Annotated in this window: 17 protein-coding genes and 1 pseudogene; 4 read left to right on the top strand and 14 right to left on the bottom strand. The window is 73.5% G+C overall.

Going from position 1 to position 23,666, the window contains the following annotated elements:
* Positions 1 to 90: 90 nt before the first annotated feature.
* Positions 91 to 999, bottom strand: a complete 909-nt coding sequence (locus ACIP5O_RS09735; protein WP_401290710.1) for a PP2C family protein-serine/threonine phosphatase — start codon at positions 997 to 999, stop codon at positions 91 to 93.
* A 410-nt stretch (positions 1,000 to 1,409) separates the two neighbouring features.
* On the opposite strand from ACIP5O_RS09735, the gene ACIP5O_RS09740 reads away from it, so the two are divergent.
* Positions 1,410 to 1,925: a MarR family winged helix-turn-helix transcriptional regulator gene (locus ACIP5O_RS09740; RefSeq protein ID WP_401290712.1), complete on the top strand. Its 516-nt coding sequence runs from the start codon at positions 1,410 to 1,412 to the stop codon at positions 1,923 to 1,925.
* Between the two features lie 170 nt (positions 1,926 to 2,095).
* Here ACIP5O_RS09740 and ACIP5O_RS09745 read toward each other — a convergent pair whose 3' ends face one another.
* The 4 genes from ACIP5O_RS09745 to ACIP5O_RS09760 all read right to left on the bottom strand — a co-directional run bounded on the left by ACIP5O_RS09745 (position 2,096) and on the right by ACIP5O_RS09760 (position 10,386).
* Complete coding sequence (locus tag ACIP5O_RS09745) at positions 2,096 to 3,295, bottom strand: PP2C family protein-serine/threonine phosphatase (protein WP_401290994.1); 1,200 nt, start codon at positions 3,293 to 3,295, stop codon at positions 2,096 to 2,098.
* Positions 3,296 to 3,369: 74 nt separating this feature from the next.
* A complete protein-coding gene (locus tag ACIP5O_RS09750) occupies positions 3,370 to 3,738 on the bottom strand; it encodes an STAS domain-containing protein (RefSeq protein WP_125667364.1) in 369 nt (122 codons plus the stop codon).
* Between the two features lie 47 nt (positions 3,739 to 3,785).
* Positions 3,786 to 6,275 carry a SpoIIE family protein phosphatase gene (locus tag ACIP5O_RS09755; protein ID WP_401290715.1) on the bottom strand — a complete coding sequence of 830 codons (2,490 nt, stop codon included), beginning with the start codon at positions 6,273 to 6,275 and terminating at the stop codon, positions 3,786 to 3,788.
* A 97-nt stretch (positions 6,276 to 6,372) separates the two neighbouring features.
* Positions 6,373 to 10,386, bottom strand: a complete 4,014-nt coding sequence (locus ACIP5O_RS09760) for a HAMP domain-containing protein (protein ID WP_401290718.1) — start codon at positions 10,384 to 10,386, stop codon at positions 6,373 to 6,375.
* Positions 10,387 to 10,714: 328 nt separating this feature from the next.
* Between ACIP5O_RS09760 and ACIP5O_RS09765 the strand changes: the two genes are divergently transcribed.
* A complete protein-coding gene (locus ACIP5O_RS09765) occupies positions 10,715 to 10,942 on the top strand; it encodes a DUF5133 domain-containing protein (RefSeq protein WP_356542123.1) in 228 nt (75 codons plus the stop codon).
* A 134-nt stretch (positions 10,943 to 11,076) separates the two neighbouring features.
* Here ACIP5O_RS09765 and ACIP5O_RS09770 read toward each other — a convergent pair whose 3' ends face one another.
* The 5 genes and pseudogenes from ACIP5O_RS09770 to ACIP5O_RS09790 all read right to left on the bottom strand — a co-directional run.
* A complete protein-coding gene (locus ACIP5O_RS09770; RefSeq protein WP_073816292.1) occupies positions 11,077 to 11,238 on the bottom strand; it encodes a DUF5670 family protein in 162 nt (53 codons plus the stop codon).
* Positions 11,239 to 11,423: 185 nt separating this feature from the next.
* Positions 11,424 to 11,735 carry a hypothetical protein gene (locus ACIP5O_RS09775; RefSeq protein WP_356542125.1) on the bottom strand — a complete coding sequence of 104 codons (312 nt, stop codon included), beginning with the start codon at positions 11,733 to 11,735 and terminating at the stop codon, positions 11,424 to 11,426.
* Positions 11,736 to 11,800: 65 nt separating this feature from the next.
* Entirely contained in the window at positions 11,801 to 12,523 is a 723-nt protein-coding gene (locus ACIP5O_RS09780; protein ID WP_401290723.1) for a GvpL/GvpF family gas vesicle protein, read from the bottom strand.
* A gap of 72 nt (positions 12,524 to 12,595) precedes the next feature.
* Entirely contained in the window at positions 12,596 to 13,315 is a 720-nt protein-coding gene (locus ACIP5O_RS09785; protein WP_401290725.1) for a GvpL/GvpF family gas vesicle protein, read from the bottom strand.
* A gap of 209 nt (positions 13,316 to 13,524) precedes the next feature.
* Positions 13,525 to 13,779: pseudogene (locus ACIP5O_RS09790) on the bottom strand (GlsB/YeaQ/YmgE family stress response membrane protein); the annotation flags it as partial.
* 186 nt (positions 13,780 to 13,965) lie between these two features.
* Here ACIP5O_RS09790 and ACIP5O_RS09795 point away from each other — a divergent pair.
* Both ACIP5O_RS09795 and ACIP5O_RS09800 read left to right on the top strand, forming a co-directional pair.
* Positions 13,966 to 15,696 carry a thiamine pyrophosphate-dependent enzyme gene (locus tag ACIP5O_RS09795; RefSeq protein WP_401290728.1) on the top strand — a complete coding sequence of 577 codons (1,731 nt, stop codon included), beginning with the start codon at positions 13,966 to 13,968 and terminating at the stop codon, positions 15,694 to 15,696.
* A 181-nt stretch (positions 15,697 to 15,877) separates the two neighbouring features.
* Positions 15,878 to 16,729, top strand: a complete 852-nt coding sequence (locus ACIP5O_RS09800) for a TIGR04222 domain-containing membrane protein (RefSeq protein ID WP_401290731.1) — start codon at positions 15,878 to 15,880, stop codon at positions 16,727 to 16,729.
* A gap of 186 nt (positions 16,730 to 16,915) precedes the next feature.
* On the opposite strand, the gene ACIP5O_RS09805 is transcribed toward ACIP5O_RS09800, so the two are convergent.
* The 4 genes from ACIP5O_RS09805 to ACIP5O_RS09820 all read right to left on the bottom strand — a co-directional run bounded on the left by ACIP5O_RS09805 (position 16,916) and on the right by ACIP5O_RS09820 (position 23,663).
* Positions 16,916 to 18,916, bottom strand: coding sequence for a SpoIIE family protein phosphatase (locus ACIP5O_RS09805; protein ID WP_401290733.1), 2,001 nt, complete (start codon positions 18,914 to 18,916; stop codon positions 16,916 to 16,918).
* A gap of 25 nt (positions 18,917 to 18,941) precedes the next feature.
* On the bottom strand, positions 18,942 to 20,534 hold the full coding sequence (locus ACIP5O_RS09810) for an oleate hydratase (protein ID WP_401290735.1): 1,593 nt from the start codon (positions 20,532 to 20,534) through the stop codon (positions 18,942 to 18,944).
* A gap of 181 nt (positions 20,535 to 20,715) precedes the next feature.
* On the bottom strand, positions 20,716 to 22,143 hold the full coding sequence (locus tag ACIP5O_RS09815; RefSeq protein ID WP_401290738.1) for a cellulose binding domain-containing protein: 1,428 nt from the start codon (positions 22,141 to 22,143) through the stop codon (positions 20,716 to 20,718).
* 23 nt (positions 22,144 to 22,166) lie between these two features.
* On the bottom strand, positions 22,167 to 23,663 hold the full coding sequence (locus ACIP5O_RS09820; RefSeq protein ID WP_401290741.1) for a beta-N-acetylhexosaminidase: 1,497 nt from the start codon (positions 23,661 to 23,663) through the stop codon (positions 22,167 to 22,169).
* Between the last annotated feature and the right edge of the window lie 3 nt (positions 23,664 to 23,666).

Consider the following 23,666-nt stretch of genomic DNA (forward strand, 5'->3'; position numbering starts at 1 on the left):
CGGTGCCGTGCTCCGTACCTCATCCTGCGCACCTTCCCTCCTTTGCGTTTTCCACACCGTCCGCATCCGGGAACGCGGACACGACCGTACTCACACGGCGGGAGGGCCGGGAAGGCCTTCGCTCTCCTCGCCGTCGACCGCGCGCCACCGGGCGGGGTCGCGGCCGTGCCAGTCCAGACAGAGTACGAGAACGTCGTCCGGCAGTCCGCCGGGGGCCTCCTCGCGCAGGGCGCGGACGACGGCCCGGGGGGTGTCGGCGCAGCTCGTACGGCGGGTCCGTTCGATCGCGCGGCCCACCGAGCGGTCGAGATCCGCGTCGCCGGGCGGGGGCTCGCCCCGGTCGCAGGCGACGAAGACCAGCCGGTCGCCGGGGAGGACGCGGAGGCGCTGGGCGGCGTAGACGGTGTCCTCGAACATGCCGAGGGGGAGCTGGCGCTCCAGGTCGATCCGCCCGGTCGCCCCGCCGCGGTCCCGCCAGACCGTGGGCGAGCCCGCGTCGACGACCCGCACCTCGCCGGTCGCGCGGGTGAAGCTCAGCAGGAGGGCGGAGAGGGACCGCTCGCCCCGGTGCTGCCCGTAGAGGGCCTGGTCGGTGAGGCTGGCCTGGCCGACGAGGTCGAGGCCGGCGCGCCGGGCGTTGCGGATGGCGTTCAGGGCGAGGTTGCTCACCAGGGCGGACGGGGTGCCGGGCCCGGTGCCGTTGGCGACGACCAGGGTGAGCTCCTCCTCGGTCGCGCACCAGTCCAGGACGTGGCCGCCCGAGGTGTAGGAGGGCTCCCAGTAGGCGTGCAGGTCGAACTCCGCGCCGGTGCAGGCCTGCCCGGGGAGCACGTCCCACTGCATCTCCGCCGGGACGCTGAGGGCGTGGGCCCTGCGCGTCCGGTGGTACAGGTCGGTGTGGCGGTCGGCGACGCGCAGGGCGTGTCCCAGCGTCTCGGCGACGTCGGCGAGCTCCTCGATCGCCGCGGGAGTGGCCCGGTCCGGGGGCAGGACGACCACGAGGACGCCACACCGTTCGCCGCGAACCGTCACAGGAAGGCATGCGGTCGCCGTGGGCCCGTCACCACCGAAAAGATATGGTTGCTGTGTGGAAAGAGCGCGACCTGCGGGTCCCGGCCCCACGGCCACGTGCCGCATCCCGGCCGGAGCCTGCACGGGCTCGACGGGTCGCAGTGACGTGAGCCCGTAGTCGACGAGCAGGAGATCGGCGGAGAGCGCGGCGAATCGCCGTGCCAGATCGACACGGAGGGAGTCCAGGAGGCGGTGTGGCGGCGCCCCGCGCAGAGCGCGTTCCACTGGCACGTGTCGATCCACCGAACCCTTACCGCCTTCTGGAGAGATGTGGAGATGACCGGCGCGTCGCATGGCCGACGCCTTCCGCCCCGGACGCCTGAGGAGTGTCGGTAGCCATGGACACGAACCCCGCCCCGTCCCAGCGGGAGCCGCAGGAGACGGCACAGGCCGCCCGGGAGCTCATCGAGCTTCTGGAGGTGCTGTGGGAGCGCGGCCGGGACATGGTGTCGTCGACACCGGTGTCGGCGTCTCAGCTCCGCGTGCTCTACAGCCTCGACCGCGAGGAGGGCATCAACCTCCGCGCCCTGGGAGAACTGCTCGGTTCGGCGCCGCCCTCGGTGAGCCGCATGTGCGACCGCCTGGAGGCGCTGGGGTTCGTGCAGCGGCTGCCCAGCGCCGTCAGCCGCCGGCAGCTCGAACTGCACCTGACCGTCCGCGGCAAGGCGTACCTGCGCGACCTGCGGGTCCAGCGGGAGGAGGCTCTGCTCGCCGTCATCTCCGACATGCCCCCGACGAGCCGGAAGGCGCTGCTGCGCGGTCTGACGGGCTTCCAGGACGCGCTGGACAAGGAGAGACCGTCGGCGCCCCCGGTCCACGGGGGCGCGCCGCTCAAGGACGTGCGGTCCGCCTGACCCCCGCGCGCCGCGCGCGCCGTCCGGTCACGTAGCCCATGTCCCACTGGTCACCCTCTGCTCCCCCACGACGTGTCCACTCCGGACACGAGCCAGGTGTTGCCCCAAGGATACAGTTGCCGCACGGCAACTGTTGACACTGGGTGCACGGGCGGACCCGGGGAACCGGGTCAGGCGTCGACGGGCTCCGGGGGGCCGGAGTCGTCCCCCTCCTGCCGTCCGTACCAGTCGAGACAGACGACCAGTGCGTCGTCCTCCAGCGGGGCGTCGCCGTGGTAGGCGGCGAGTTCGCGCAGGACCGCGCCCGGGACCTGTGAGGACGGCAGCAGCTTCGTGACGGTGAGCGCGCGGGCCAGCGCCCGGTCCCCGTAGGTCTCCCCGTCGGGGGAGGCCGCGTCGTACACCCCGTCGCTGCCGAAGAGCAGCCGGTCCCCCGGGCGCACCGCGAGGCGCTGCGGCGTGTAGACGGTGTCCTCGAACATCCCCAGGGGCAACTGGGCCTCGAACGAGACGGATTCGACGGAGCGGTCCCGCAGGCGCCACAGGCGCGGCGATCCGGCGTTCACGGCCTCCACCTCGCCCGTGGCGAGGTCGAAGCGCAGCAGGAGAACCGAGAGGAAGGCCTCGCCGTGGTAGTGCGCGTACACGGCCTGGTCCGCCAGGGCCGCCTGGTCCGCGAGGCCGAGGCCGGCGCGGCGGGCGTTGCGGAGCGCGTTGATGGCGAGGTTCGTCAGGAGGGCGGCCTCGATGCCCTCCCCCATCCCGTTGGTGACCGTCAGGGTCAGGTGGTCGGCCGAGGCCGACCAGTCGTAGTTGTCCCCGAAGATCGCGTAGGCGGGTTCCAGGTGCGCGCCGAGGGCGAACTCGGGGCGGGAGCAGGAGCGGCCCGGCAGGAGCTGCCACTGCATCTCGGCCGCCAGCGTCAGCCGGGTGGCGCGCCGCGCGAGGTCGTACAGGTCCGTGTCGCGCTCGGCCACCAGGATCTCGTGGCCGAGCGCCCCGCAGACGTGCCGCAGCTCGGGCAGCAGGGGCACGAGGTCGACGCCCGCCGGCAGGGCGACGGTGAGGACGCCCATCCGGTCCCCCCGGACGGTGACCGGCAGGTGGACGGAGACGGCGTCGGTCTCACGGGTGACGTACGGCTCCTGGGCGCCGAAGGCGCGGCCCTGCGGGCTGTCGTGGATGAGGACCGGCGGGGCCGCGTGGGGCACGCGTTCGACGAGCTGGAGCGAGCGCAGCGCGTAGTCGGCGAGGCGGAGCTCCACCCGCAGCGCTCCGCACTGCTTGCGCAGGGCGTCCGTCACGACGCCCACCAGCAGGTGCGGAGCGGCCCGGCGCAGTGCCTGCTCGACACCGGTGATCTCGTCCACGTGTTCCGGCTTCTCCTTCTCGTCTCCGTCCATGCTGCGGTCCCGTCCGTCCGGCGGGGCCGCGCCTCCCCCGGCTAGACCTCGTGCCCGGCCGCGACGAGCGCGTCCGCCACGTCGGGGTGCAGGGGCGTGGTCATCGTCACGCCCGTGATCTCCAGGATGCGGCGCACGGCCGGGGTCGGCGCGGCGAGGTGCAGGTCGCCCCCGGACTCCCGCGCGTCCCGGCCCGCCCTGATCAGGACGTTCAGGCCGGAGGAGTCCATGAAGTCCAGGGCGGAGAGGTCCAGGACGAGGTGGCGGCGGCCGTGCAGGAACTGGTTGGCCAGGTGGTGGTGGAGGAAGGTGGCCGACTCGATGTCGAGCTCGCCCCCCACGGAGAGGACGGCCGTGTCGTCGTCACGGACCTCCACCTCGATGTCCAGATTCACTTCGCGCTCGGGCATGCTTCCTGCTTTCCACGGATGGGGATGATGGGCGGTCGGGCGTGCGGTCAGGTGACGCGCACTCCGATCAGGCACGTGTCGTCGTCGGTGTCGGACTTGCTGTGGGTGAGCAGCAGGTCGAGGCGCCGCTCCAGGCCGTCGGCGGGCGTCTGTGCCGTGGCGAGGAGTTGGTCCAGGGAGTCGTGCACGGAGGTGTCCCGCCGCTCGACGAGGCCGTCGGTGTACATCAGCACGGTGTCGTCGGGCTCCAGCTGGATCTCCGCCTCCTCGTACTCGGCCTCGGAGAGGGCGCCGAGCAGCAGTCCCTGGAGCAGCGGCAGGGTGCTGGCCCGGTCGCCCCGTACGAGCACAGGAGGGAGGTGTCCCGCCCTGGCCCAGCGCAGGGTGCGGGTCGTGGGGTCGAAGACGCCGCAGACGGCGGTGGCGGTGACCTGGGCGGTGAGGTGGTGGGCCACGTTGTTCAGCCAGGACAGGAGCTGTCCGGGGCCCGCCCCGGTGACGGCGAGGCCGCGCAGGGCGTTGCGCAGGACGACCATGCCGGTGGCGGCCTCGATGCCGTGGCCCGCGATGTCCCCGACGCACAGCAGGATCTTCTTGGACGGCAGCACGACGGCGTCGTACCAGTCGCCGCCGACCAGGGACTCGGTCTCGGCGGGCCGGTAGCGCACGGCGACGTCGAGGCCCGGGGCGTCGAGCGGGGCCTTGGTCGGCGGCATGATGGCGTGCTGGAGCTGGAGGGCCAGCCGGTTGCGTTCCGCCGACTCCTGCTCGGTGAAGGCGAGTTGGTCGCGGGTGGCCGCCAGGGCGACCTCCGTCCAGTGCTGCGCGGAGATGTCCTGGTAGGCGCCCCGCACGGCGAGGAGCCGCCCGTCGATGTCGAGGGAGGGCTCGGCGATCACCCGGATGTGGCGGGTCACGCCGTCCCCGCGGAGCATGCGGAAGGCCGTCGAGCTGGCCCGCCGCTGCTGGAGCACGGCCTGGAGGAAGCGCCCGATGGCGATCGCGTCGTCGGGGTGGGCGTGGACGGTGAGGTCGCGCAGGGAGACCGGCCCCTCGGTGAGGTCCCGCCCGAAGAGGTCGAAGAGCTGCCCGTTCCAGGTGATCTCCCCGGTCAGGACGTCCTCCTCGAAGCCGCCGATCCGGCCGAGGCGCTGGGCGTGCTGGAGCAGGCTGGCGAGCCGGGCGGTCTCGTCCTCGATGCGCCAGATGAGGAGCACGCTGTCGCCGTGCCGGCTGATGCTGAGGTCGGCGACGGAGGCGAGCGGCACCTGGTCCACGAGGGCGGTCAGCCGGGTCCGCCGGGCGCGGAAGGGCTCCCCGGTGGCGTAGACGCGCTCGATCCGCTCGAAGAGCTCGTTCTCGCCGGCCGTGGTGGGGTACGCCTCCAGGAGCAGGGCCCCGTCGACGGCGCCGCGCGAGCGGCCCGCCGGATCCTGGAAGTGCTCGTTGGCGTGGCGGATGCGGAAGTCCCGCAGGCGCCCCTCGTCGTCCAGGTGCGGGGTGAGGACCAGGGCGGGGTCGTAGAGGCCGTCGGCGAGCTCCATGAGCTCCGACGCCCCGGCGGCCCCGGGCGAGAGCGCCCGCGTCCGCACCGGCTGCACGGGGAGGGTCTCCAGGGTGTGGGCGCACAGTTCGGCCAGGGCCTCGATCTGGCGCTCCACCGCCTGTGGCTGGGGCTCCAGCGGCCGGGGCCAGCAGATCTCCAGGACGCCGTGGATCCGCCCGCCGGTCCCGGCGGGCACCGCCACCCGGCCGCCGTCGGGGTGGCGCGCGTGGCCGATCGTGGGGACGCCGGCGGTCGCGAGCGAGGGGAACCGGACGGTCCTGCGGGCGGTGAGGGCCTCCCGGGCCACGGTGGCCACGCCGGGCGGCACGTACCGCCAGCGGGCGGGCTCGTCGGGGCCGAAGCCCGCGTGGCCGCAGAGGGTCAGGGAGGCGTCGGGGCCGGTGGTCCAGATGGCGACGGCGGTGGCGCCCAGGGGTGCGAGGGCGTGTTCGAGGAGGGACTCGGCGACGGCCTGGCTGTCCCCGGCGTTGAGCGCGGCGCTCTCGGCCGTGCGCAGGCGCACGGCGACCGATCCGCCGGCCCCGGCCGACCCGTCGGCCCCGGGGTCCGGCTCCGGCCCGTCCGCCTGCCGTACGCCCCTGACGAAGTCGTCGGCGACCTCGGCGACCCGGTCGTGGGCGGCCTGGTTGATGATGTCCGCGGCCAGTTCCAGCTGGGAGAGCCCGGCCTGGGCGGCCAGGTCGGCGAGCTGCTTCGCGGCCTGGGCCGGGCCGCAGCCGAGCCGCTCGACGATGACGCCCTTGGCGAGTTCGACCAGGGCGCGTCCCTCGGCCGCGGCGTGCGCGGCGCGCACCTCCCCGCGCAGCCGCTCCACCGTCGCGGCCAGCCGGCCCACGGTGGAGTGGTCGTCCGCCGGGTGCCGCTCCTCCTCCCGGGCGGGAGGGGGTGCGGCGGGCCCGGCCGGTGTCGGAGCGCCGTCCCCGTGGGGACCGACGGCGGGGTACCCGCCGTGGCGGTGGGGAGCACTCATGACGCGGCCTCCTCGGGGACGGCGGCCGGGGCCGCGGGCGGAAGGGAAGGGAGAGGGGTGACGGAACGGGGAGGGGCCGGGCGGGGCCCGCGGTCCCTCAGTCGTTCAGCCACCGGCGGATGCAGGCGATGAGGTCGTCGGCGTCGACCGGCTTGGTCACGTAGTCGCTGGCGCCGGAGGCGAGGCTCTTCTCGCGGTCCCCCGGCATGGCCTTGGCGGTGACCGCGATGACGGGCAGCCCGGTGTGGGCGGGCATCTGCCGGATCTTCGCGGTGGCGGTGTAGCCGTCCATCTCCGGCATCATGACGTCCATCAGGACGAGGTCGATGTCGGGGTGCGCGGCGAGCGCCTCGATGCCCTTGCGGCCGTTCTCGGCGTGCAGGACCTTGATGCCGTGCAGCTCCAGGATGCCGCTCAGGGCGTAGAGGTTGCGGGCGTCGTCGTCGACCACGAGGACCGTGCGGCCGTGCAGGGTGGTGTCGATGGTCTGCGGCGCCGGGGGCCGGTGCTCGCCGCGCACCAGGGGCACGACGTCGCCCGGCTGGTCCGCGGACAGGTGCAGGGCGATCCGCTCGCGCAGTTCGTCCAGGCTGGAGAGCAGTTCGAGGGGGCGCAGGCGGGCGCGCGTCTGGAGGGCCCGCTCCTGCTCGGGGGTGAGCCTGCGGTTGTTGTGGGCGAGGACGGGCACGGTGCGCAGCGCCTCGTCGCCGTCCATGGCGTCCAGGAACTGCAGGGCCTCGCCGTGGGCCATGTCGACCTCGAGCACGACGCAGTGGAAGGGCTGGGTGGCGAGGGCGGTCGCGGCCTCCTGGGGACCCACGGCCGTGATCAGTTCGATGTCCTCGCGGTCCGCGCGGTCGCGGCCGGCGGTCAGCTCCACGACGGCGTTCTCGGCGACGAGCGAGAGCAGTCCGCGCGGGCGCTCCTCGATCACGAGGAGGCGGCGGGTCTGCCGGGCCGGCGGGGCGGCGAGCAGGGCGGGGCGGGCGGCGGAGGCGTCGGAGAGCGCCGCGGGCTCCTCGTCCTCGTCGGACCGCAGAGCCGGGGCGTGGGCGGACTGCTCCTTGAAGTCGGCCCGGGCGACCGGCAGGTAGAGGGTGAAGGTGCTGCCCTCGCCGGGCTCGCTGGCGACCGTGAGGGCGCCGCCGAGCAGGTAGGCGATCTCCCGGCTGATGGACAGGCCGAGGCCGGTACCGCCGTACTTCCGGTTGGTGGTGCCGTCCGCCTGCTGGAAGGCGCCGAAGATGGCGTCCAGGTGCTGGGCGGCGATGCCGATGCCGGTGTCCTTGACCCGGAAGGCGACGACGGGGCCGCCGCGGTGGACCGTGGCGGGCAGCTCGTCGTCCGCGGCGGGCTCGATGCTCAGCTCGACGCTGCCGCGCTCGGTGAACTTGACGGCGTTGGAGAGCAGGTTGCGCAGCACCTGCCGCAGCCGGGAGTCGTCGGTGACGAGGTCCACGGGCACGCCGGCGGCGGTGGAGACGGTGAAGGTGAGGCTCTTCTGCGAGGTGAGCGGCCGGAACGTCGCCTCGACGTAGTCGAGGAGGCGGCGCAGCGCCACCCGCTCCGGGTTGAGGTCCATCTTCCCGGCCTCCACCTTGGACAGGTCGAGGATGTCGTTGATCAGCTGGAGCAGGTCGGATCCGGCGGAGTGGATGATGCCGGCGTACTCGACCTGCTTGGCCGTGAGGTTGCGGGTGGGGTTCTGGGCGAGCAGCTGGGCCAGGATGAGCAGGCTGTTGAGCGGGGTGCGCAGCTCGTGGCTCATGTTGGCCAGGAACTCGGACTTGTACTTGGAGGCGAGGGAGAGCTGCTGGGCGCGGTCCTCCAGCTCCTGCCGGGCCTGCTCGATCTGGAGGTTCTTGGCCTCGATGTCGCGGTTCTGCGAGACGAGCAGGGCCGCCTTCTCCTCCAGCTCGGCGTTGGAGCGCTGGAGCTCCTCCTGCTGGACCTGGAGCTCCTCGGAGCGCGCCCGCAGCTCGTCGGCGAGGCGCTGGGACTCCTCCAGGAGTTCGTCGGTGCGGGCGTTGGCGACGATCGTGCTGAGGTTGACGCCCACCGTCTCCATGAGCTGCTCCAGGAAGTCCCGGTGCACGGAGGTGAAGGGGGTGAAGGAGACCAGTTCGATGACGCCCAGGACCTGGTCCTCGACGACGATCGGGAGCACGATCAGGCTGCCGCCCGAGGCCTGGCCGAGGCCGGAGGAGATGTACACGTAGTCGCCGGGGACGTTCTCGGCGGCGATGGTGCGGCGGCTGCGGGCGGCCTGTCCGACGAGGGACTCGCCGAGGCGGAAGCGGTCGCGGCTGTCCGCGGGGCGTCCGTAGGAGCCGACCAGCTTGAGCTCGACGCCCTCCGTGCCGTCCTCGGCGAGGTAGAACGCGCCGTACTGGGCGGAGACCAGCGGGGTCAGCTCGTCCATGACGAGTTCGGCGACGACGGCGAGGTCGCGGTGGCCCTGCATCAGCTCGGAGATCCGGGCGAGGCTGGACTTGAGCCAGTCCTGCTCCTGGTTGGCCCGGGTGGTCTCGCGCAGCGAGCCGACCATCGCGTTGATGTTGTCCTTGAGCTCGGCCACCTCGCCGGAGGCGTCGACGGTGATGGAGCGGGTCAGGTCGCCCTCGGCGACCGCGCTCGCGACCTCGGCGATGGCGCGCACCTGACGGGTGAGGTTCCCGGCCAGCTCGTTGACGTTCTCGGTCAGGCGCTTCCAGGTGCCGGAGACGCCCTCGACCTCGGCCTGGCCGCCGAGGCGGCCCTCGCTGCCGACCTCGCGGGCGACGCGCGTCACCTCGGCGGCGAAGGAGGAGAGCTGGTCGACCATGGTGTTGATGGTGGTCTTCAGCTCCAGGATCTCGCCCTGGGCGTCGACGTCGATCTTCTTGGAGAGGTCGCCGTTGGCGACGGCGGTGGTGACCTGGGCGATGTTGCGGACCTGGCCGGTGAGGTTGTTCGCCATCGAGTTGACGTTGTCGGTGAGGTCCTTCCAGGTGCCGGCCACGTTCGGCACCCGGGCCTGGCCGCCGAGGCGGCCCTCGGTGCCGACCTCGCGGGCGACGCGCGTCACCTCGTCGGCGAAGGCCGACAGGGTGTCCACCATCGTGTTGATGGTGTCGGCGAGGGCGGCGACCTCGCCCTTCGCCTCCACGGTGATCCGGCGGGAGAGGTCGCCGCGGGCCACGGCGGTGGCGACCTGGGCGATGGAGCGCACCTGGCCGGTGAGGTTGGACGCCATCACGTTGACGTTGTCGGTGAGGTCCTTCCAGGTGCCGGAGGCGCCCCGGACGGTGGCCTGGCCGCCCAGGTTGCCCTCGGTGCCGACCTCGCGGGCGACGCGCGTCACCTCGTCGGCGAAGGCCGAGAGCTGGTCGACCATCGTGTTGATGGTGTTCTTCAGCTCCCGGATCTCGCCGCGGGCGTCGACGTCGACCTTCTTCGAGAGGTCGCCCTTGGCGACGGCGGTGGCGACGTGCGCGATGGAGCGCACCTGCGCGGTGAGGTTGCCGGCCATGGAGTTGACGGAGTCGGTGAGGTCGCGCCAGGTGCCGGAGACGCCCTTCACGTCCGCCTGGCCGCCGAGGATGCCCTCGGTGCCGACGTCGCGGGCCATGCGGGTGACCTCGTCGGCGAAGGAGGAGAGCTGGTCGACCATCGTGTTGATGGTGTTCTTGAGCTCCAGGATCTCGCCGCGGGCGTCGACGTCGATCTTCTGGGAGAGGTCGCCCTTGGCGACGGCGGTGGCGACGTGAGCGATGTCACGGACCTGGGTGGTGAGGTTGCCGGCCATCGCGTTGACCGAGTCGGTGAGGTCGGCCCAGGTGCCGGAGACGCCGGGGACCTCGGCCTGGCCGCCCAAGGTGCCCTCCGTGCCGACCTCGCGGGCGACGCGCGTCACCTCGGAGGTGAAGAGGGAGAGCTGGTCGACCATGCCGTTGAAGACACCGGAGATCTCGCCCAGGAGCCCGCCCGCCTCGTCGGGCAGACGGGTGCCGAAGTCCCCGTCGCGCACGGCGGTGAGGCCGGCCAGGAGCTGGCGCAGCTCCGCCTCTCCCACGGCGGCCGGTCCCGGCCGCCGCGCGGCCGAGGAGCCCTCGATCGTCGTCTCAGACATGCCTCATCCTCGTTCGCTCGCCAGGCACCACGGTGGGCCTGAACACAACCACGGCCGCAGGTCGGGCCGCCGCTCCCCCGGTACGACTCCGACCTCGACCGTTGTCATACGACAATAAACGACGACCCTACTCCCCCGTGATCGTCGCGAGGAGGGCCGTGGGGAATCAAGCGGCCGGAACGCGCCGGCGCGGAGGGGAAGGGCCGGGTCAGGGGTGTCGTGCACTCGCCACCGCGCTCCGCCTCCCGATCGCATACAACGCGGGGGCCGGGGTAAGCGGCGCATCGAACCGGGCGGTCGGCGCCCTGATGGCGAGGGGAGACCCACTGTGTTGATGGCCCATCCCGCGGTGTTGAGCAACCTGATCGAGCAGTACGAGACGCTGAGGGTGCTGCACGCGGAGGACGGAAGCCCCGAGGTGCGCCGGCGCATGGACGACATCGCGTACACGCTGTGCGTCTCCACCGGGACGCGTGACGTGGACACGGCGCTGATCGCCGCCCGTCACCGGCTGCCCGGTGCGCGTCCCGAGGACGATTCGGTGCTGATGGCCTGATTCAGCACGACGGAGACCCGGCACGCCCCTTCGTGGAGGGCGTGCCGGGTCTCCGTCGTGCCCGGCACCTCCGGGCACACGGCCGCGCCCGCCACCGGTGTCGGTGGCGGGCGCGGTCGGTGCCGGCGGACGGGTTACCAGCGGTACCAGCGGCCCGAGCCGCCCTTGGGCCGGGCCACGAAGCCGAGCAGCCAGAGGACGAGCACGATCACGGCTATCCACCAGAGGGCCTTCACGGCGAAACCGGCGCCGAAGAGGATCAGCGCGAGCAGAAGAACCAGAAGAAGAGGAACCATTTCTACCAACCTCCGAATTTTCACGTACCCGCCGCCCGCTTCTTTTTTCACCGGTGAGGTCGTTCCCCCGGATCCTTCCGGGGAATTCCGACCGGCTGTCCCGGTTTCCCGGTGGGCGACGGAAAGTCTTCGAGTCAGGACGGAGGGGGTGGCTCCGGGAGACCGGAGCCACCCCCTCCGCCACGTCAGATGCGGCCGCCGATGAGCCGGGAGAGCGGGCCGCGCGAGCGGCGTCCGGCCCGGCGCCCGAGGGCGTACGCCCCGGTGAGCGCGGCCGCGGCACCGACGGCGGTGCTGCCGGTGAGCGCCTTGCGGTCGCGCACGGCGGTCCACACGAGGCCGCCGGCGCCCCGGACGGCGTGGGCCGCCGCGAGGGTCTTCTCCGCGAGGGGCGCGGGGAGCGCGGTCAGGGTTCCGCCGTTCCCGGTGCCGTCCGCGGAGATGTCCGAGCCGTCCCCGCGGGGCCGGTTCTCGTTGCTCTTTTCCGATGCGCTCATGTGTTTCGTGTAGCCGGGCCGGGCGGAAACAAACCCCCCTCGCCGGGATTTCGCCGATCCGCCGCTCACCATTCGAGATCCTCGTCGGGGCCGACACGGGCGAAGGAATGGGGCGCCCGGGGACCGGTGATCTCCACGCGCAGCCCGGGGCGGACGTCGTCCGCGCCGGGCAGCACGTCGAGGAAGTCCCGTCGCCCCTCGTCGGGGACGAGGTACACGGCGCTCAGCACGTTCCGGCCGGGCTCCCCGGCCGGGTGCGCCCGCCGGGGCGCGCGCAGCACCGCTTCCGTCGCCGCGCGCGCGAGCGTCTCGTGCAGCTCCCGGGCGGCGCGGGCCGCCGTGTCGTCGGCGCCCCCGGCGGCCGGGCCCCCCGGCGCCTCGTCCGCGTACAGCTCGACCCCCCACTCGTGCATGCCCGTCAGCCGGCCGAGGGCCTCCGACAGGCCGCTCTCCCCCTCTTCGAGGAAGCGGCGCACGCCCGACTCCCCGCGGCGGACGGTCGCGAGCCGCAGGGGGACGGTGGTGGTCCGCCGGCTCGTGGCGCCCACCACGGCGTAGTGGGCCCTGGCCACCACGGCGAGCCAGTCGAGGTCCTCCAGCCGTTCGCGCAGGGGCGCCTCGGCGAAGTCGGCCGCCGGGACCGGCTCGACGACGGCGGTGAGGCCCCGGTGCTCGACGGTCGTGAGCCCCCCGCCCAGGGTCACGTCGGGCGGGGGGTCGGTGGGCGGTCCCTGGGCGTCGGCGGACCGGACGACGGCGTACACGTACAGCAGCGGTTCGTCGGTCATGACTCCTGCCTCGCTTCCGTACGGCCCGGGAGCGCGTCCTCCCGGCGGGTCTCGGCGAGCGGTCCCACGGGATCAGCCCGCCTCGACGAAGCTGTACGGGGGCAGCGGGCCCATCACCTGTTCCCTCAGGTGCTCGTGCTCCTGGTGGAGGGCGCGCACGGCCCCCAGGAACTCGTCCTGCCGGTCGCGCTCCACGAGGAACGACAGGTCGGCGAGGTGTCCGGTGGCTCCCGGGCCGCGCACCACCGCCGCCGCGTAGGGGGCGAGGGTCCGCTCGACGAGGGCGACGTCGGTCTTGCGGCGCTCGGCGACGGCCCGCGCGAGCAGTTCGTCGAAGACGGGCCCCTCCTCGCGGTCCCCGCCGTCCGCCGTACGGCCGGCGGCGTGCCGGGCCGTCAGGTCGGGGGCGTCGGCGAGCACCGCGTGGCGCACCGCCTCCTCGTCGTGGTGCACCTTGAGGTTGAACTCGTCCTTGCCGGCGAGCGTCTTCAGGCGCTCCAGGTAGACGTCGTGGTGCTCCTCCAGGACCGCGGCGACGGTCGCGTCGTCGGGCGAGATCCTGCCGAACCGCAGGGGCAGGACCGGGCCGTCCTTGCCGGCCTCGATCACGACGTGCTGGTGCGCGAGGAGGTCGCGGCGCTGGGCCTCCGCCTCGATCCTCGCGTCGCTGCACAGGGCCACCAGATCGCCGCCGCGCACGGCGCGCACGGGCCGCGGGGGGTCGCCGATGCCCTCGATGCCGTCGGGAAGCTTCCGGTCGGCGGGGGCGATGCCGTAGACGTACGTGCTCATTGCTTCTCCTCCCGGTGGGTCGGAGTGCGGCGACGCGGCCCGCCACCGCTGCTCCTGCTGCTCTTCTCCCCCGGCTCCTCGGCCGCCGACCTGCGCTCCGCACCGCTCTCCGACGGACGGGCCGTGGCTTTCTTCCGTTCCGTGTTGCCGGACGCCCGCGCGCCAAACGGGTTGAAAGGGGACCGACTTGGGGGCCGGGACCGGTCGAGTGCCTTCACCCGGGTCAGCGCGGCGACGCCGAGGGCCGCGAGCAGGACCTGCGCCGACCACTCGGTCCAGTCCGGTCCGGAGGTGTGCGCGAGCCCCGTCGCCCGCGCGAGCGCGGTGCCGAGGAGCGCCGCCGCGACGCCGACGACGACGGTCCACAGGATTCCGATGTGCTGGCGCCCGGGGACGACGAGCCGGCCCAGCACCCCGATGGCCACTCCGATGACCAGGGCGCTGATGACGCCTGAGACCTCCACGGCCGCCTCCTCGGTTCGAACGGTGTTCCCGACCCGCCTGCCCGCCGGGCGCGGCTCCACGCCCCCGTCCGCCCCGGAACGCCGCGAACGGCCCGTTCCCGGACGATCCCCCCGCATCGGCTCCGCCCTCGTGGGCAGGCGCGAGGGGAACGCCCGTATCCCCGTACCCCCGTGGAAGGACTTCCCGTGACACGTACCGTCGCCCAGGTGATCGTCGACGCCCTCGCCGACCTCGACGTCGGCCACGTCTTCGGCGTGGTCGGCGACGCCCTCAATCCCCTCACCGACGCCATCCGCACCACGGACGGCGTCGACTGGGTCGGCTGCCGGCACGAGGAGGCCGCCGCCTTCGCCGCCGGGGCGCGGGCCCAGCTCTCGGGCCGCCTCGGCGTCTGCATGGGAACGGTGGGACCGGGCTCGGTCCACCTCCTCAACGGGCTGTACGACGCGGCCAAGAGCGGCGCCCCGGTCCTCGCGATCTGCGGTCAGGTCCCGCTGTCCGAGGTCGGCGGCGACTACTTCCAGGAGGTGGACAACGACCTGCTGTTCCGGGACGTGGCCGTGTACCGGGCCACCGTCACCTCCCCGTCCCAGATGCCGAGGCTCCTGGAGTCAGCCGTCCGGGCGGCCGTGACCCGCGGCGGCGTGGCGGTCCTCACGGTGCCCGGGGACCTCGGGGACCAGGAGGTCGAGGACGACCGTCCCGTGCGGTTCGCGCTCCCCCGCCCGGCCGTGACCCGTCCCGACGACCCGGCCCTGGCCGAGGCCGCCGGGGTGATCGACGAGGGCTCGCGGGTCACCCTGCTCGTGGGGCGCGGCGCGCAGGGCGCCCGGGAGGAGGTGCTGCGCCTCGCCGAGCACCTCTCGGCCCCGATGGTGCTCACCCTCAAGGGCAAGGAGGGCTTCGAGGCGGACAATCCGTACGAGGTCGGCCAGACGGGCCTGATCGGCAATCCGGCCGCCGCCCACGCCATGGACGCCTGCGACACCCTGCTCATGCTCGGCACCGACTTCCCGTACCGCGACTGGTATCCGGAGGACTGCCGCGTCGTGCAGATCGACCTGCGGGAGGAGCGCCTGGGCCGCCGCGTGCCGGTGGACGTCGGGCTCGCCGGGGACGTCGGGGCCACGCTGCGGGCCCTGCTGCCGCTGCTCGCGCCGGTCGGGGACCGCGCGCACCTCGACGACGCCCGCGAGCGGTTCCTGAAGTGGGAGGAGGAGCAGGCCGGTCTGGCCCGTCCCGACCACGACAAGCGGCTCGTGGGGCGGGTGCGGGCGATGTTCGACAACCGGGACCACGAGATCCGGCCCGAGGCGCTCGCCGCGGCCGTGGACCGGCACGCGGCCGAGGACGCGGTCTTCACCTCCGACACCGGCATGGCCACCGTCTGGCTCTCGCGCTTCGTGCGGATGCGGGGCACCCGCCGGCTGCTCGGCTCCTACAACCTGGGCTCCATGGCCAACGCCATGCCCCAGGCGCTCGGCGCCCAGCTCTGGGACCGCGACCGCCAGGTCGTGGCGTTCTGCGGCGACGGCGGTCTGAGCATGCTCCTGGGCGACCTGATGACGCTGCGGTCCGAGCGGCTCCCGGTCAAGCTCGTCGTCTTCGACAACCGCCGCCTCGGCATGGTCAAGCTCGAACAGGAGCAGGCCGGCCTCCCGGAGTTCGGCACCGTCCTCGACAACCCGGACTTCGCCGCCGTCGCCGAGGCCGTGGGCCTGACCGGCATCCGCGTCACGGATCCGGCGGACCTGGACGACGCCGTGCGCCGGGCCTTCGCCACGCCGGGGCCGGTCCTCCTCGACGTGCTGACCAACCCCGAGGAGGTCGCCGTCCCCGGGAAGCCGACCGTCTCCCAGGGCTGGGGCTTCGCCATCGCCAAGATCAAGGAGAACCTGCCGTCGGGCGGCAACTGACGGGGTCCCGACACGGCGGCGCGTCGGGGCGGCGGTTCGCGACCGTACGTCCTGACGGCCCGTCGCCTCCGGGACGGCCGGTCCCGGAGGCGACGGGCCGTCAGGCGCCCTGTGCCGGAGCCCCCGGCCCGTGCACAATGCGTCCGGGACGCCTGTAGAAGCCGGTTTGCCGGGGGGGCTCATGTGGTGGTGGTTGGGTTCGGGCACGTGGGTGACGGTGGGCGTGACGACGCTCGGTTTCTGGGTGTCCCACTTCCGGCTCCGCGCCTACCGCCCCCTGCGGACCGCGCCGGAGGACGTCACCCTGGGGCCGTACGCGTACGCGTACCTCGGCGAAGGCCCCCGGCGCACCGCCCAGACGGCGCTGACGGCGCTTTACCGGGCGGGCCTGATCACCGTCGTGGGGGAGCGGATCGTCCGCGTGGACGCGCCCGCGTCGGCCGCCACCGGGACCGGCTCGATCGATCGTGACCGTGATCCCGGGCGTACGCCCGATCCCGTCGAGGCCGCGGCCCTCGCCCTGTGCCGGCCCGGGCGCGGCGCATACGGGGTGAAGACGGAGCGGCGCGTCAAGAGGAGCGGGGCGGTGCGCCGGGTCGGTGCTTCCCTGGGCGAGGAAGGCCTGCTCCTCCACCCCGGACGCGCGGCCCGGCGGAAGGAGTGGGAAGAGGCCGCGATACCGGCGGCCCTCACAGCCGTCCTGCTGGGGGAGGTCGCCCTCCTCGTGTGGTCCACCGGCCACCGCTCCGACGCGGGGTGGGTGGCGGCCCTGTCGCCGGTCCTCGGGGTGGTCTCCCTGGCGTCGCTCCGCTTCGCCCGCCGTCCCCCTGAGCGCCTCACCGAAATGGGCCGCCGCCTCGTCGAGGCCCTCCCGCTCCGGCCGTCCGGCGCCGACCGGGCCCTCTACGAGGTCGCCGTCCAGGGTACGGAGGCGGATGCCATGCCGCAGGACCTCCGCCGCGCCCTGCGCCGTCCGGCCCCGTCGGCCTACCGGCCGGACGACTCGCCGGGGCTGGGGGGCGGGGCGCTCTGAGCCGTTCCTTCCGGACGGGCGGCCCCGCCGAGATCCGGGCGGGCGCCGACGCGCCTCCGTAAAACAATAGCCATGCACATGGCATCCATGCACCGTGTCTGACCTGGGCAAAGGGTCACCGGATCCCACGCCCGGCTTTCCGCTCGGGGCGTAGAGGCGGGCCGGCGCAGTCGAGGGCGCCTTCCCTCAGCCCTCCGCCCCGTCGTCTTCGGCCGCCCCGATCTCGGCCCACACCGTCTTTCCCTCGGCCGAGTAGCGCATGCCCCAGTTGTCCGCGAGGGTGGCGCAGATGAGCAGGCCGCGGCCGCCCTCCTCGACCGCCTTGGCGTGGCGCAGGTGGGGAGCGGCCTGGCCGGCGTCGCCGATCTCGCAGACCAGGGTGGTGGTGTCGGTGATGAGGCGGAGGGTGACCGGGGCGGCGCCGTAGCGGATGGCGTTGGTGACGAGTTCGCTGACGACGAGCGTCGCCGTGAACGGGTCGGCGGGGTGGTTCCACTTCCGGAGCTGCTCCTCGACGTGCCCGCGCGCGACGCCGACGGCGGAGAAGTCGAAGGGGATGCTCCACTCGGCCAGTTCGTGCGGCGACAGGTGCCGGGTGCGGGCGACGAGCAGGACGCGGTCGGGGGCGAGGAGCCGGGCGACGTCGTCCGCCATGGCCTCCGGGGGGCGTCCCGGGTGGGCGAGGGCGTTCACCAGGTCCTCCGTGCGCGTGCCGCCCTCGCCCGGCGCCATGCAGAGGGTGCTGCCCTCGGGGAGGACCAGCGAGGCGCAGGCGAAGGGCGGTCCCTCCGCGCCGAGCAGCGGACCGTCGTCGACCGGCCGGGTGTCGACCGACCCGTCGGGGCGGACGACGGCGAACAGCGAGGTGCCGGCGCGCGCGATGTCGAGCCGTCCGCCGACCGGGTCGTGGACGGCGACCGTGCAGCTCGCCGTCGCACCGTCTCCCCCGGGCCCGGTCTCCTGTTCCCCGGCGAGCCGGAGGGTCGTGGCGTGGAGGCGGGCGAGCAGTTCGTGGGGGTCGAGGTCGAGCGTGGTCAGGCTGTAGACGGCGGTCCGCAGCCGGCTCATGGTGGCGACGGCGCTGAGTCCGGCGCGGTCGACCTGGCCGACGACGAGCGCCACCCGGGCCCCCGAGAGGGGGATGACGTCGTACCAGGAGCCGACGCCGCTGCCGTCGGGCTGGTTGCGCCGGGCGATGTCGACGGCCCGCTGGGTGGCCTCCTCCTGGCGCAGCGGCCAGCTCTGGAGCGCCGTCATGACGATGTGCTCGCGGGTGAAGCGCAGGGCGTTCTCCAGGCAGGTCGCCGTGCGGGTGGCGATGCCGTCGGCCAGTTCGAGGTCGTCCTCGTCGTACGGTTCGGCCCCTTCCGCGCGCTGGAAGACGACGGCTCCGAAGACCTGTCCCCGGACGAGCAGCGGGGCCACGATCCTCGTGCCGCCGGAGCCGTCGTCCTGCTCCGGGGGGAACAGCCGGGGTTCCGTCGGCAGCACCTTCCCGAAGATGCCGGGGAGCAGGAGGGCGCCGGCCGCCGGGATCCGGGGGCCGGCGTCCGTCCCGCCGGTCGCGGTGCAGCGGAGCAGGGGGGCCGGGTCGTGGGACCGGAGGCCGGGCTCCCTTCCCCTCAGTACGGCGTCGGTGAGGGCGACCACCACCGTCTCGGCGAACCGCGGCACCGCGACGTCGACGAGTTCCCGGGTCGTGCGCTCCACGTCCAGGCTGGTGCCGATCCGTTCGTGGGCGTCGTGCAGCAGCCGGAGGCGGGCCTGCGCCCGTTCGCGTTCGGTGACGTCCGTGCTGGTGAGGACCACGCCCAGGATCCGTCCCGCGTCGTCCTGGAGGCGGTGGGCGGAGACGGAGAAGACGTGCTCGCTGCGCGGGTCGGTGTACGGGCGTCCCGTGACCAGGTGGTCGAGCGCCGGCCGGCCCGTGGCGAGGACCTCCCGGAGCATCTCCTCGTCGACCTCCACCCCGAGGGGGGCGTACGCCTCCGCCGCGGGCAGGCCGACGATCCGCTCGACCGGGATGCCGCGGACGCCGACGCCCACCGTGTTCACGCGGACGACGCGCAGGTCCGTGTCGAGGACGTGGAGGCCGATGTCGGACTGGGTGAAGACGGCGTCCAGGACCGCCTCGTCCCACGGGTCCGGGGTGCCGGGGCCGGGGCGTCCGTCGGGGTCCGCGTTCATTCGTCCCTCCTCGGTGGCGGGCATGTCAGGCCAGGGCGGTTCTCAGCGCGGACCAGGCGACCTTCGGGTCGGAGAGGCCGTGGTACATCGGCGGGATCTCCTTGTCGACGTCGAAGTGGTGGTAGACGGCGATCATGGCGGAGCGGACCGAGTACTCGACGGTGAAGACGACGTCCTCGGGGATCTCGACGAACTGGCCGAGGAAGGCGAAGTTCCGTGCCCCGTCCGGGACGACGAGGGGGCGGTCGGAGGCGGCGCGGCGCTGGAACTGGGCGTCGGCGTACGGCATCTGGACGGTGGTGACCCGGGTGGTCTCCCGGACCTCGTCGGCGATGTCGTCGAAGCCGAGGTGGCCGAGGAGCTCGTCGAGGACCTCGGCGCCGGTGCAGTCGTCCATCTTCTTCGGCACGTGGTCGCCGGGGACGTCACCGAAGAGGGCGTAGCCCCACAGCGTGTACGTGTCCTCCTCCTGGTCGCGGAAGTGGGGCTGGGCCGGCACCACGACCGAGAGCAGCCAGCGGGAGTCCTTCCAGGTCATCAGGGCGCCCTCGCCGGGGACGTTGCCCGTGTACTCCTGGATGCGGTCCAGGAGGACGCGGCCGGTCGTGGTGAGGGTGAAGGACTCCCACTTGGTCTCGTCGATGTTGCCGCAGAAGACGTGGGGGCGCCCGAAGTCGGGGGCGTTCTTGGCGACCGACTCCCACAGGCGCCAGGAGCCGTCCCGCTTGTCGCGGACCAGTTCGGGGACGGTGGTGTCGTCGCCGTAGGTGGTGTCGGCGGTCATCGAGCCGAGGGTGAGGAAGGCGTAGTCGTCCTCGCCCAGCTCGATCGTCCCGGCCCCGGCGCCGCCCCTCTCCAGGTGCAGGCGGGAGAGGCGGCGGGCGGCGGGCCCGGAGAAGTCGGCGTCGGCGACGGTGACGCCGAAGTCGGTGCGCACGCCCCGGGCGGTGAGCCACTCCTGGAGGGGGCGGACGACGGAGTCGTACTGGTTGTACCTGCTGCGCCGGACTCCGGACAGGGTGTGGATGCGGTCGAACTCCTGGACGAAGGCGAGGAAGTACCGCTTGAGCTCGACGGCCGAGTGCCAGGTCTGGAAGGCGAAGGTGGTGCGCCACATGCACCAGAAGTGGGTGGTGAAGAAGTGCGGCTGGAAGAAGTCGTCGATGCTCCGGGCCCCGATCAGCCGCTCGGGCAGGGCGAGCAGCCGGGTCATGTCGGCGCGGTCGCGGGCGTCCAGGCCGAGCCGCGAGGCGTCGGCGATCGTGCGGTCGCCGTTGATGATCCGGGCCCTGGCGTGCGTGGGGTGGGCGGTGTTGAAGGCGCGCGTCTCCTGTCGCACCGAGACCGCCGGGTCGTCCAGGGTCGGGATCGTCTCCAGGAGGTTCCACAGGCACACGTAGTGCTCGTCCTCGAACATCCGGCCGCCCCGGGTGACGTAACCGCCCGCGCGCGTCGGGGCGGGGGCGCCGTCCAGCGAACCGCCCGCGATCGGCAGCTGCTCCAGGATCCGCACGTTCTCGCCGGGCACGCCCGCGTCCCGGACGAGGAAGGCGGCCGCGGCGAGCGAGGCGATGCCGCCGCCGACCAGGTGGACCTTGGAGCGCTTCGATGCCGGCACGGGCTGACCTCCGGTTTCGGTGAAGGGACGCGGCGCGGGCGGGCGGTCGGTCGGGCACGGCCCCGGTGTCGACCCTCCCCCGGGGCGGCGGGGCGGGCGAGGCGGCGGGGCCCGTACGGGTGAGGAACGCCCTTGCCCCGTCGCACGCGCGCACGACGGGGCAAGGCCGGGGCCGTACCGGTTACGAGGCCGGGACGGTGTCCTGGAAGGCGGTGCCCGCCGAGCGGTAGGCGGCGACCTTGGCGGCCACCTGGGCCGGGGTCAGGACCTGGTCCTTGACGTGCAGGACGTAGTCGACCTTCTGGTCGTAGGAGCGCGGGGTGGTCGAGGTCTGGCCCGCCAGGTCGATCAGCCACTGGTTGAAGTTGATCGACATCGGGCGCTCGGGCAGGTAGCGGGCGTCGTGCCGGCCGAACTCCTGGCCGTCGACGTAGTACACGATGCTGTTGTTGTCGACGGTCAGGACGAGGTCGTGCCAGCCGTTGTAGCTGGTCCGGGACTCGGAGTGCTGGTTGACGGCCTCCCAGGGGTCGGGCCGGTAGGTCTCCCACGAGGTGGTGTAGAGGATGTTGGCGGGCTCGCCCCAGCCGCCGTTGGGCAGGTACTCGAAGTCGTACTCGGCGTAGTCGTCGGCCATGGGGGCCTTGAGGTCGTTGATGGTGAAGAAGGTCTGGACGACCCGGTCGCCGTCGGGGCCCGACACCGGGGCGTCGGAGAAGCGGACCCGGGCGGCGTAGGTGCCGTTCTTGAACTTCGTCGCCTGGGTGAGGACCTCGGTGTGCTTGGTGGACTCGCCCGTGCCCGCGGTGGAGGTCCGCAGGTTCATGATCGAGTTGGTGCCCTCCTTGGCGAAGGTGACGTTCTCGGGGGCCCAGGTGGCGCCGGGCACGCCGGGTCCGCCGGCGTTGGAGCGGACGCTCCAGCCGTGGGCGCCGATCGCCGGGTCGGTGTGGCCGGTGTAGTCGAAGTCGTCGAAGAGCGCGGCGCCGGTGGGCGGCGGGGTGGTCGGGTCGGTCGGCGTGGGCGTCGGGGTGGGGTCGTTGCCCGCCGGGGCGGTGCCCCAGACGGGGACGCCGCCGACGGTCGCGGTGACCTTGGTCCAGTTGGCGTAGGCGGTCTGCGCCGGGCCGAAGGAGTAGTCGTCGCTCTGGTTCAGCGGCTGCCAGTTGGAGCGGTGGAAGCGCAGCTGCATGTCGCCGGTGTCCGCGCCGGGGGCGAGCGTGCCGGCCCCGGCGGTGAAGCCGACCTCCAGGTAGCGGTCGGCGGTCGCGGTGGGGTTGGCCAGGGTCCCGAAGGTGCCGGTGACGTTGGCGCAGCCCTTCACGGCCCAGGAGCAGGCGTAGGTGTACGAGGCTCCCGCGTCGGCCTTGAAGTAGTAGCGGACCTTGACCTGGCTGAGCGGGACGCCGGTCGTGCCGGTGTTGACCACCTTGAGCCAGGGCTCGACCTGGTCGCTCCCGGTGGCGCTCTGGCGGTACTGGACGGTGACGGCCTCGCCGGCGGCGGCGGCCGGGAGGGCGGTGAGGGCGGTGGCGCCGAGCCCGGTCACGGCGGCGACGGCGAGCGCGGCGCGGAGGCGCGGGGTGCGCGTCCTGGTCTGGTCGCTCATGGGGGTTCCTCTCCTCGGAGGTGTCAGGGGTGGGGGACGGGGGTTGCGGTGGAGAGACGGCGCGGCACCCCGAGGGCGTCGAGCCGGGTCCTGTGGTGGCGCAGGCGCTCCTGGAAGCCGGGCCAGTCGTGGCGGCCGGTCCAGACGACCTCCGCGAGGGCGCAGAGCCGGGGGAAGGTGAGGTACTCGGCGTGCGCGGCGGTGGGGACGTACTCGGTCCACAGCTGGACCTGGGAGCCGAGGACCCGGGCGGCCTCCTCGGGGCTCCAGTCGGCCGGGGCCGGGTCGTTGCCGTGGACGGTCCGCAGGTCGACCACCTCGCCGGCCTGGCCCGGCGGCTCGGCGGGGCTGGTGGACTGGGGGTAGTCGAGGTAGGTGGTGCGGTGGGGCGCCATGACGACCTGGTGGCCGCGGCGGACGGCGGTGCGGCCGTGGTCGGAGTCGCGCCAGGGCATGACGGTGAAGTACGACGGGAGGTCGGCGCCGTTCTCGGTCCAGCTCAGCGGCCGGCGGCCGGCCCGCAGGAGGTGGCCCCCGATCTGCTCCATGAACCAGCCGTGCAGGGCGTCGGGGCCGGACAGCCCCTCCTCGGCGACCCGCCGGAGGGCGTCCGGGGAGGTGTGCCACTCGGTGGTGGGGCACTCCTCGCCGCCGATGTGGACGTACGGGGAGGGGAAGACGTCCATCACCTCGTCCAGGACCGTGCGGCAGAAGTCGAGGGCCGTGTCGTGGACGCCGAGGATGGTGTCGCACACGCCCCACCGGTCCCACACGTCATAGGTGCGGCCGGGGGTGTTGCCGAGTTCGGGGTGGGCGGCGAGGGCGGCGCGGACGTGGCCGGGCATCTCGATCTCGGGCACGACGGTGATGCCGCGCTCCGCCGCGTACGCGACCAGGCCGGTGAGTTCGGCGCGGGTGTAGGCGCCGCCGTGGGGCGCCCCGCCGATCTCGGTGAGGCGGGGCAGGGCGGCGACCGGCATGCGCCAGCCCTGGTCGTCGGTGAGGTGGAGGTGGAGGACGTTGAGCTTGTGGAGGGCGAGGAGGTCCACGTACCGGCGCAGGTAGGAGACGGGGCGGAAGCGGCGGGCGACGTCGAGCATGGAGCCGCGCCAGGGGAAGCGGGGGGTGTCGGTGATCTGCACGCAGGGGACGGTCCAGGCGACGCCGCCGACGGGCTCGTCGGCGAGGGCTTCGACGGGCAGGAGCTGGCGGAGCGTCTGGACCCCGGCGAGGAGGCCCCGGAGGCCGGCGGCCCGGAGCAGGACGCCCCCGGGGCCGACGGTGAGGCCGTAGCCCTCCTCGCCGAGGCCGGTGAGGGCGGGGTCGAGGGCCAGGACGACGGAGCCGTCCGGGCGGGCGGGCAGCGGCAGGCCGGTGGCCGGGCCGAGCAGGGTGCGCAGCAGCCGGGCCGCGCCCTCGGCGCCGGGGGTGACCTTGAGGGCGGTCGCGGCGTCGAAGGTGAACCGGCCGGGCAGCGGCGAGAGGTGGGTGGGTTCGGGGAGGAGGCGGGGCAGGGGCATCGC

The sequence above is a fragment of the Streptomyces sp. NPDC088915 genome (assembly GCF_044749825.1).
Taxonomy (GTDB): Bacteria; Actinomycetota; Actinomycetes; order Streptomycetales; family Streptomycetaceae; genus Streptomyces.

Coding starts and splice junctions, on each gene's coding strand:
- ACIP5O_RS09740 (WP_401290712.1), top strand. CDS start 1,410: ATGGACACGAACCCCGCCCCGTCCCAGCGGGAGCCGCAGGAGACGGCA.
- ACIP5O_RS09750 (WP_125667364.1), bottom strand. CDS start 3,738: ATGCCCGAGCGCGAAGTGAATCTGGACATCGAGGTGGAGGTCCGTGAC.
- ACIP5O_RS09755 (WP_401290715.1), bottom strand. CDS start 6,275: ATGAGTGCTCCCCACCGCCACGGCGGGTACCCCGCCGTCGGTCCCCAC.
- ACIP5O_RS09760 (WP_401290718.1), bottom strand. CDS start 10,386: ATGTCTGAGACGACGATCGAGGGCTCCTCGGCCGCGCGGCGGCCGGGA.
- ACIP5O_RS09770 (WP_073816292.1), bottom strand. CDS start 11,238: ATGGTTCCTCTTCTTCTGGTTCTTCTGCTCGCGCTGATCCTCTTCGGC.
- ACIP5O_RS09775 (WP_356542125.1), bottom strand. CDS start 11,735: ATGAGCGCATCGGAAAAGAGCAACGAGAACCGGCCCCGCGGGGACGGC.
- ACIP5O_RS09780 (WP_401290723.1), bottom strand. CDS start 12,523: ATGACCGACGAACCGCTGCTGTACGTGTACGCCGTCGTCCGGTCCGCC.
- ACIP5O_RS09785 (WP_401290725.1), bottom strand. CDS start 13,315: ATGAGCACGTACGTCTACGGCATCGCCCCCGCCGACCGGAAGCTTCCC.
- ACIP5O_RS09800 (WP_401290731.1), top strand. CDS start 15,878: ATGTGGTGGTGGTTGGGTTCGGGCACGTGGGTGACGGTGGGCGTGACG.
- ACIP5O_RS09805 (WP_401290733.1), bottom strand. CDS start 18,916: ATGAACGCGGACCCCGACGGACGCCCCGGCCCCGGCACCCCGGACCCG.
- ACIP5O_RS09815 (WP_401290738.1), bottom strand. CDS start 22,143: ATGAGCGACCAGACCAGGACGCGCACCCCGCGCCTCCGCGCCGCGCTC.
- ACIP5O_RS09820 (WP_401290741.1), bottom strand. CDS start 23,663: ATGCCCCTGCCCCGCCTCCTCCCCGAACCCACCCACCTCTCGCCGCTG.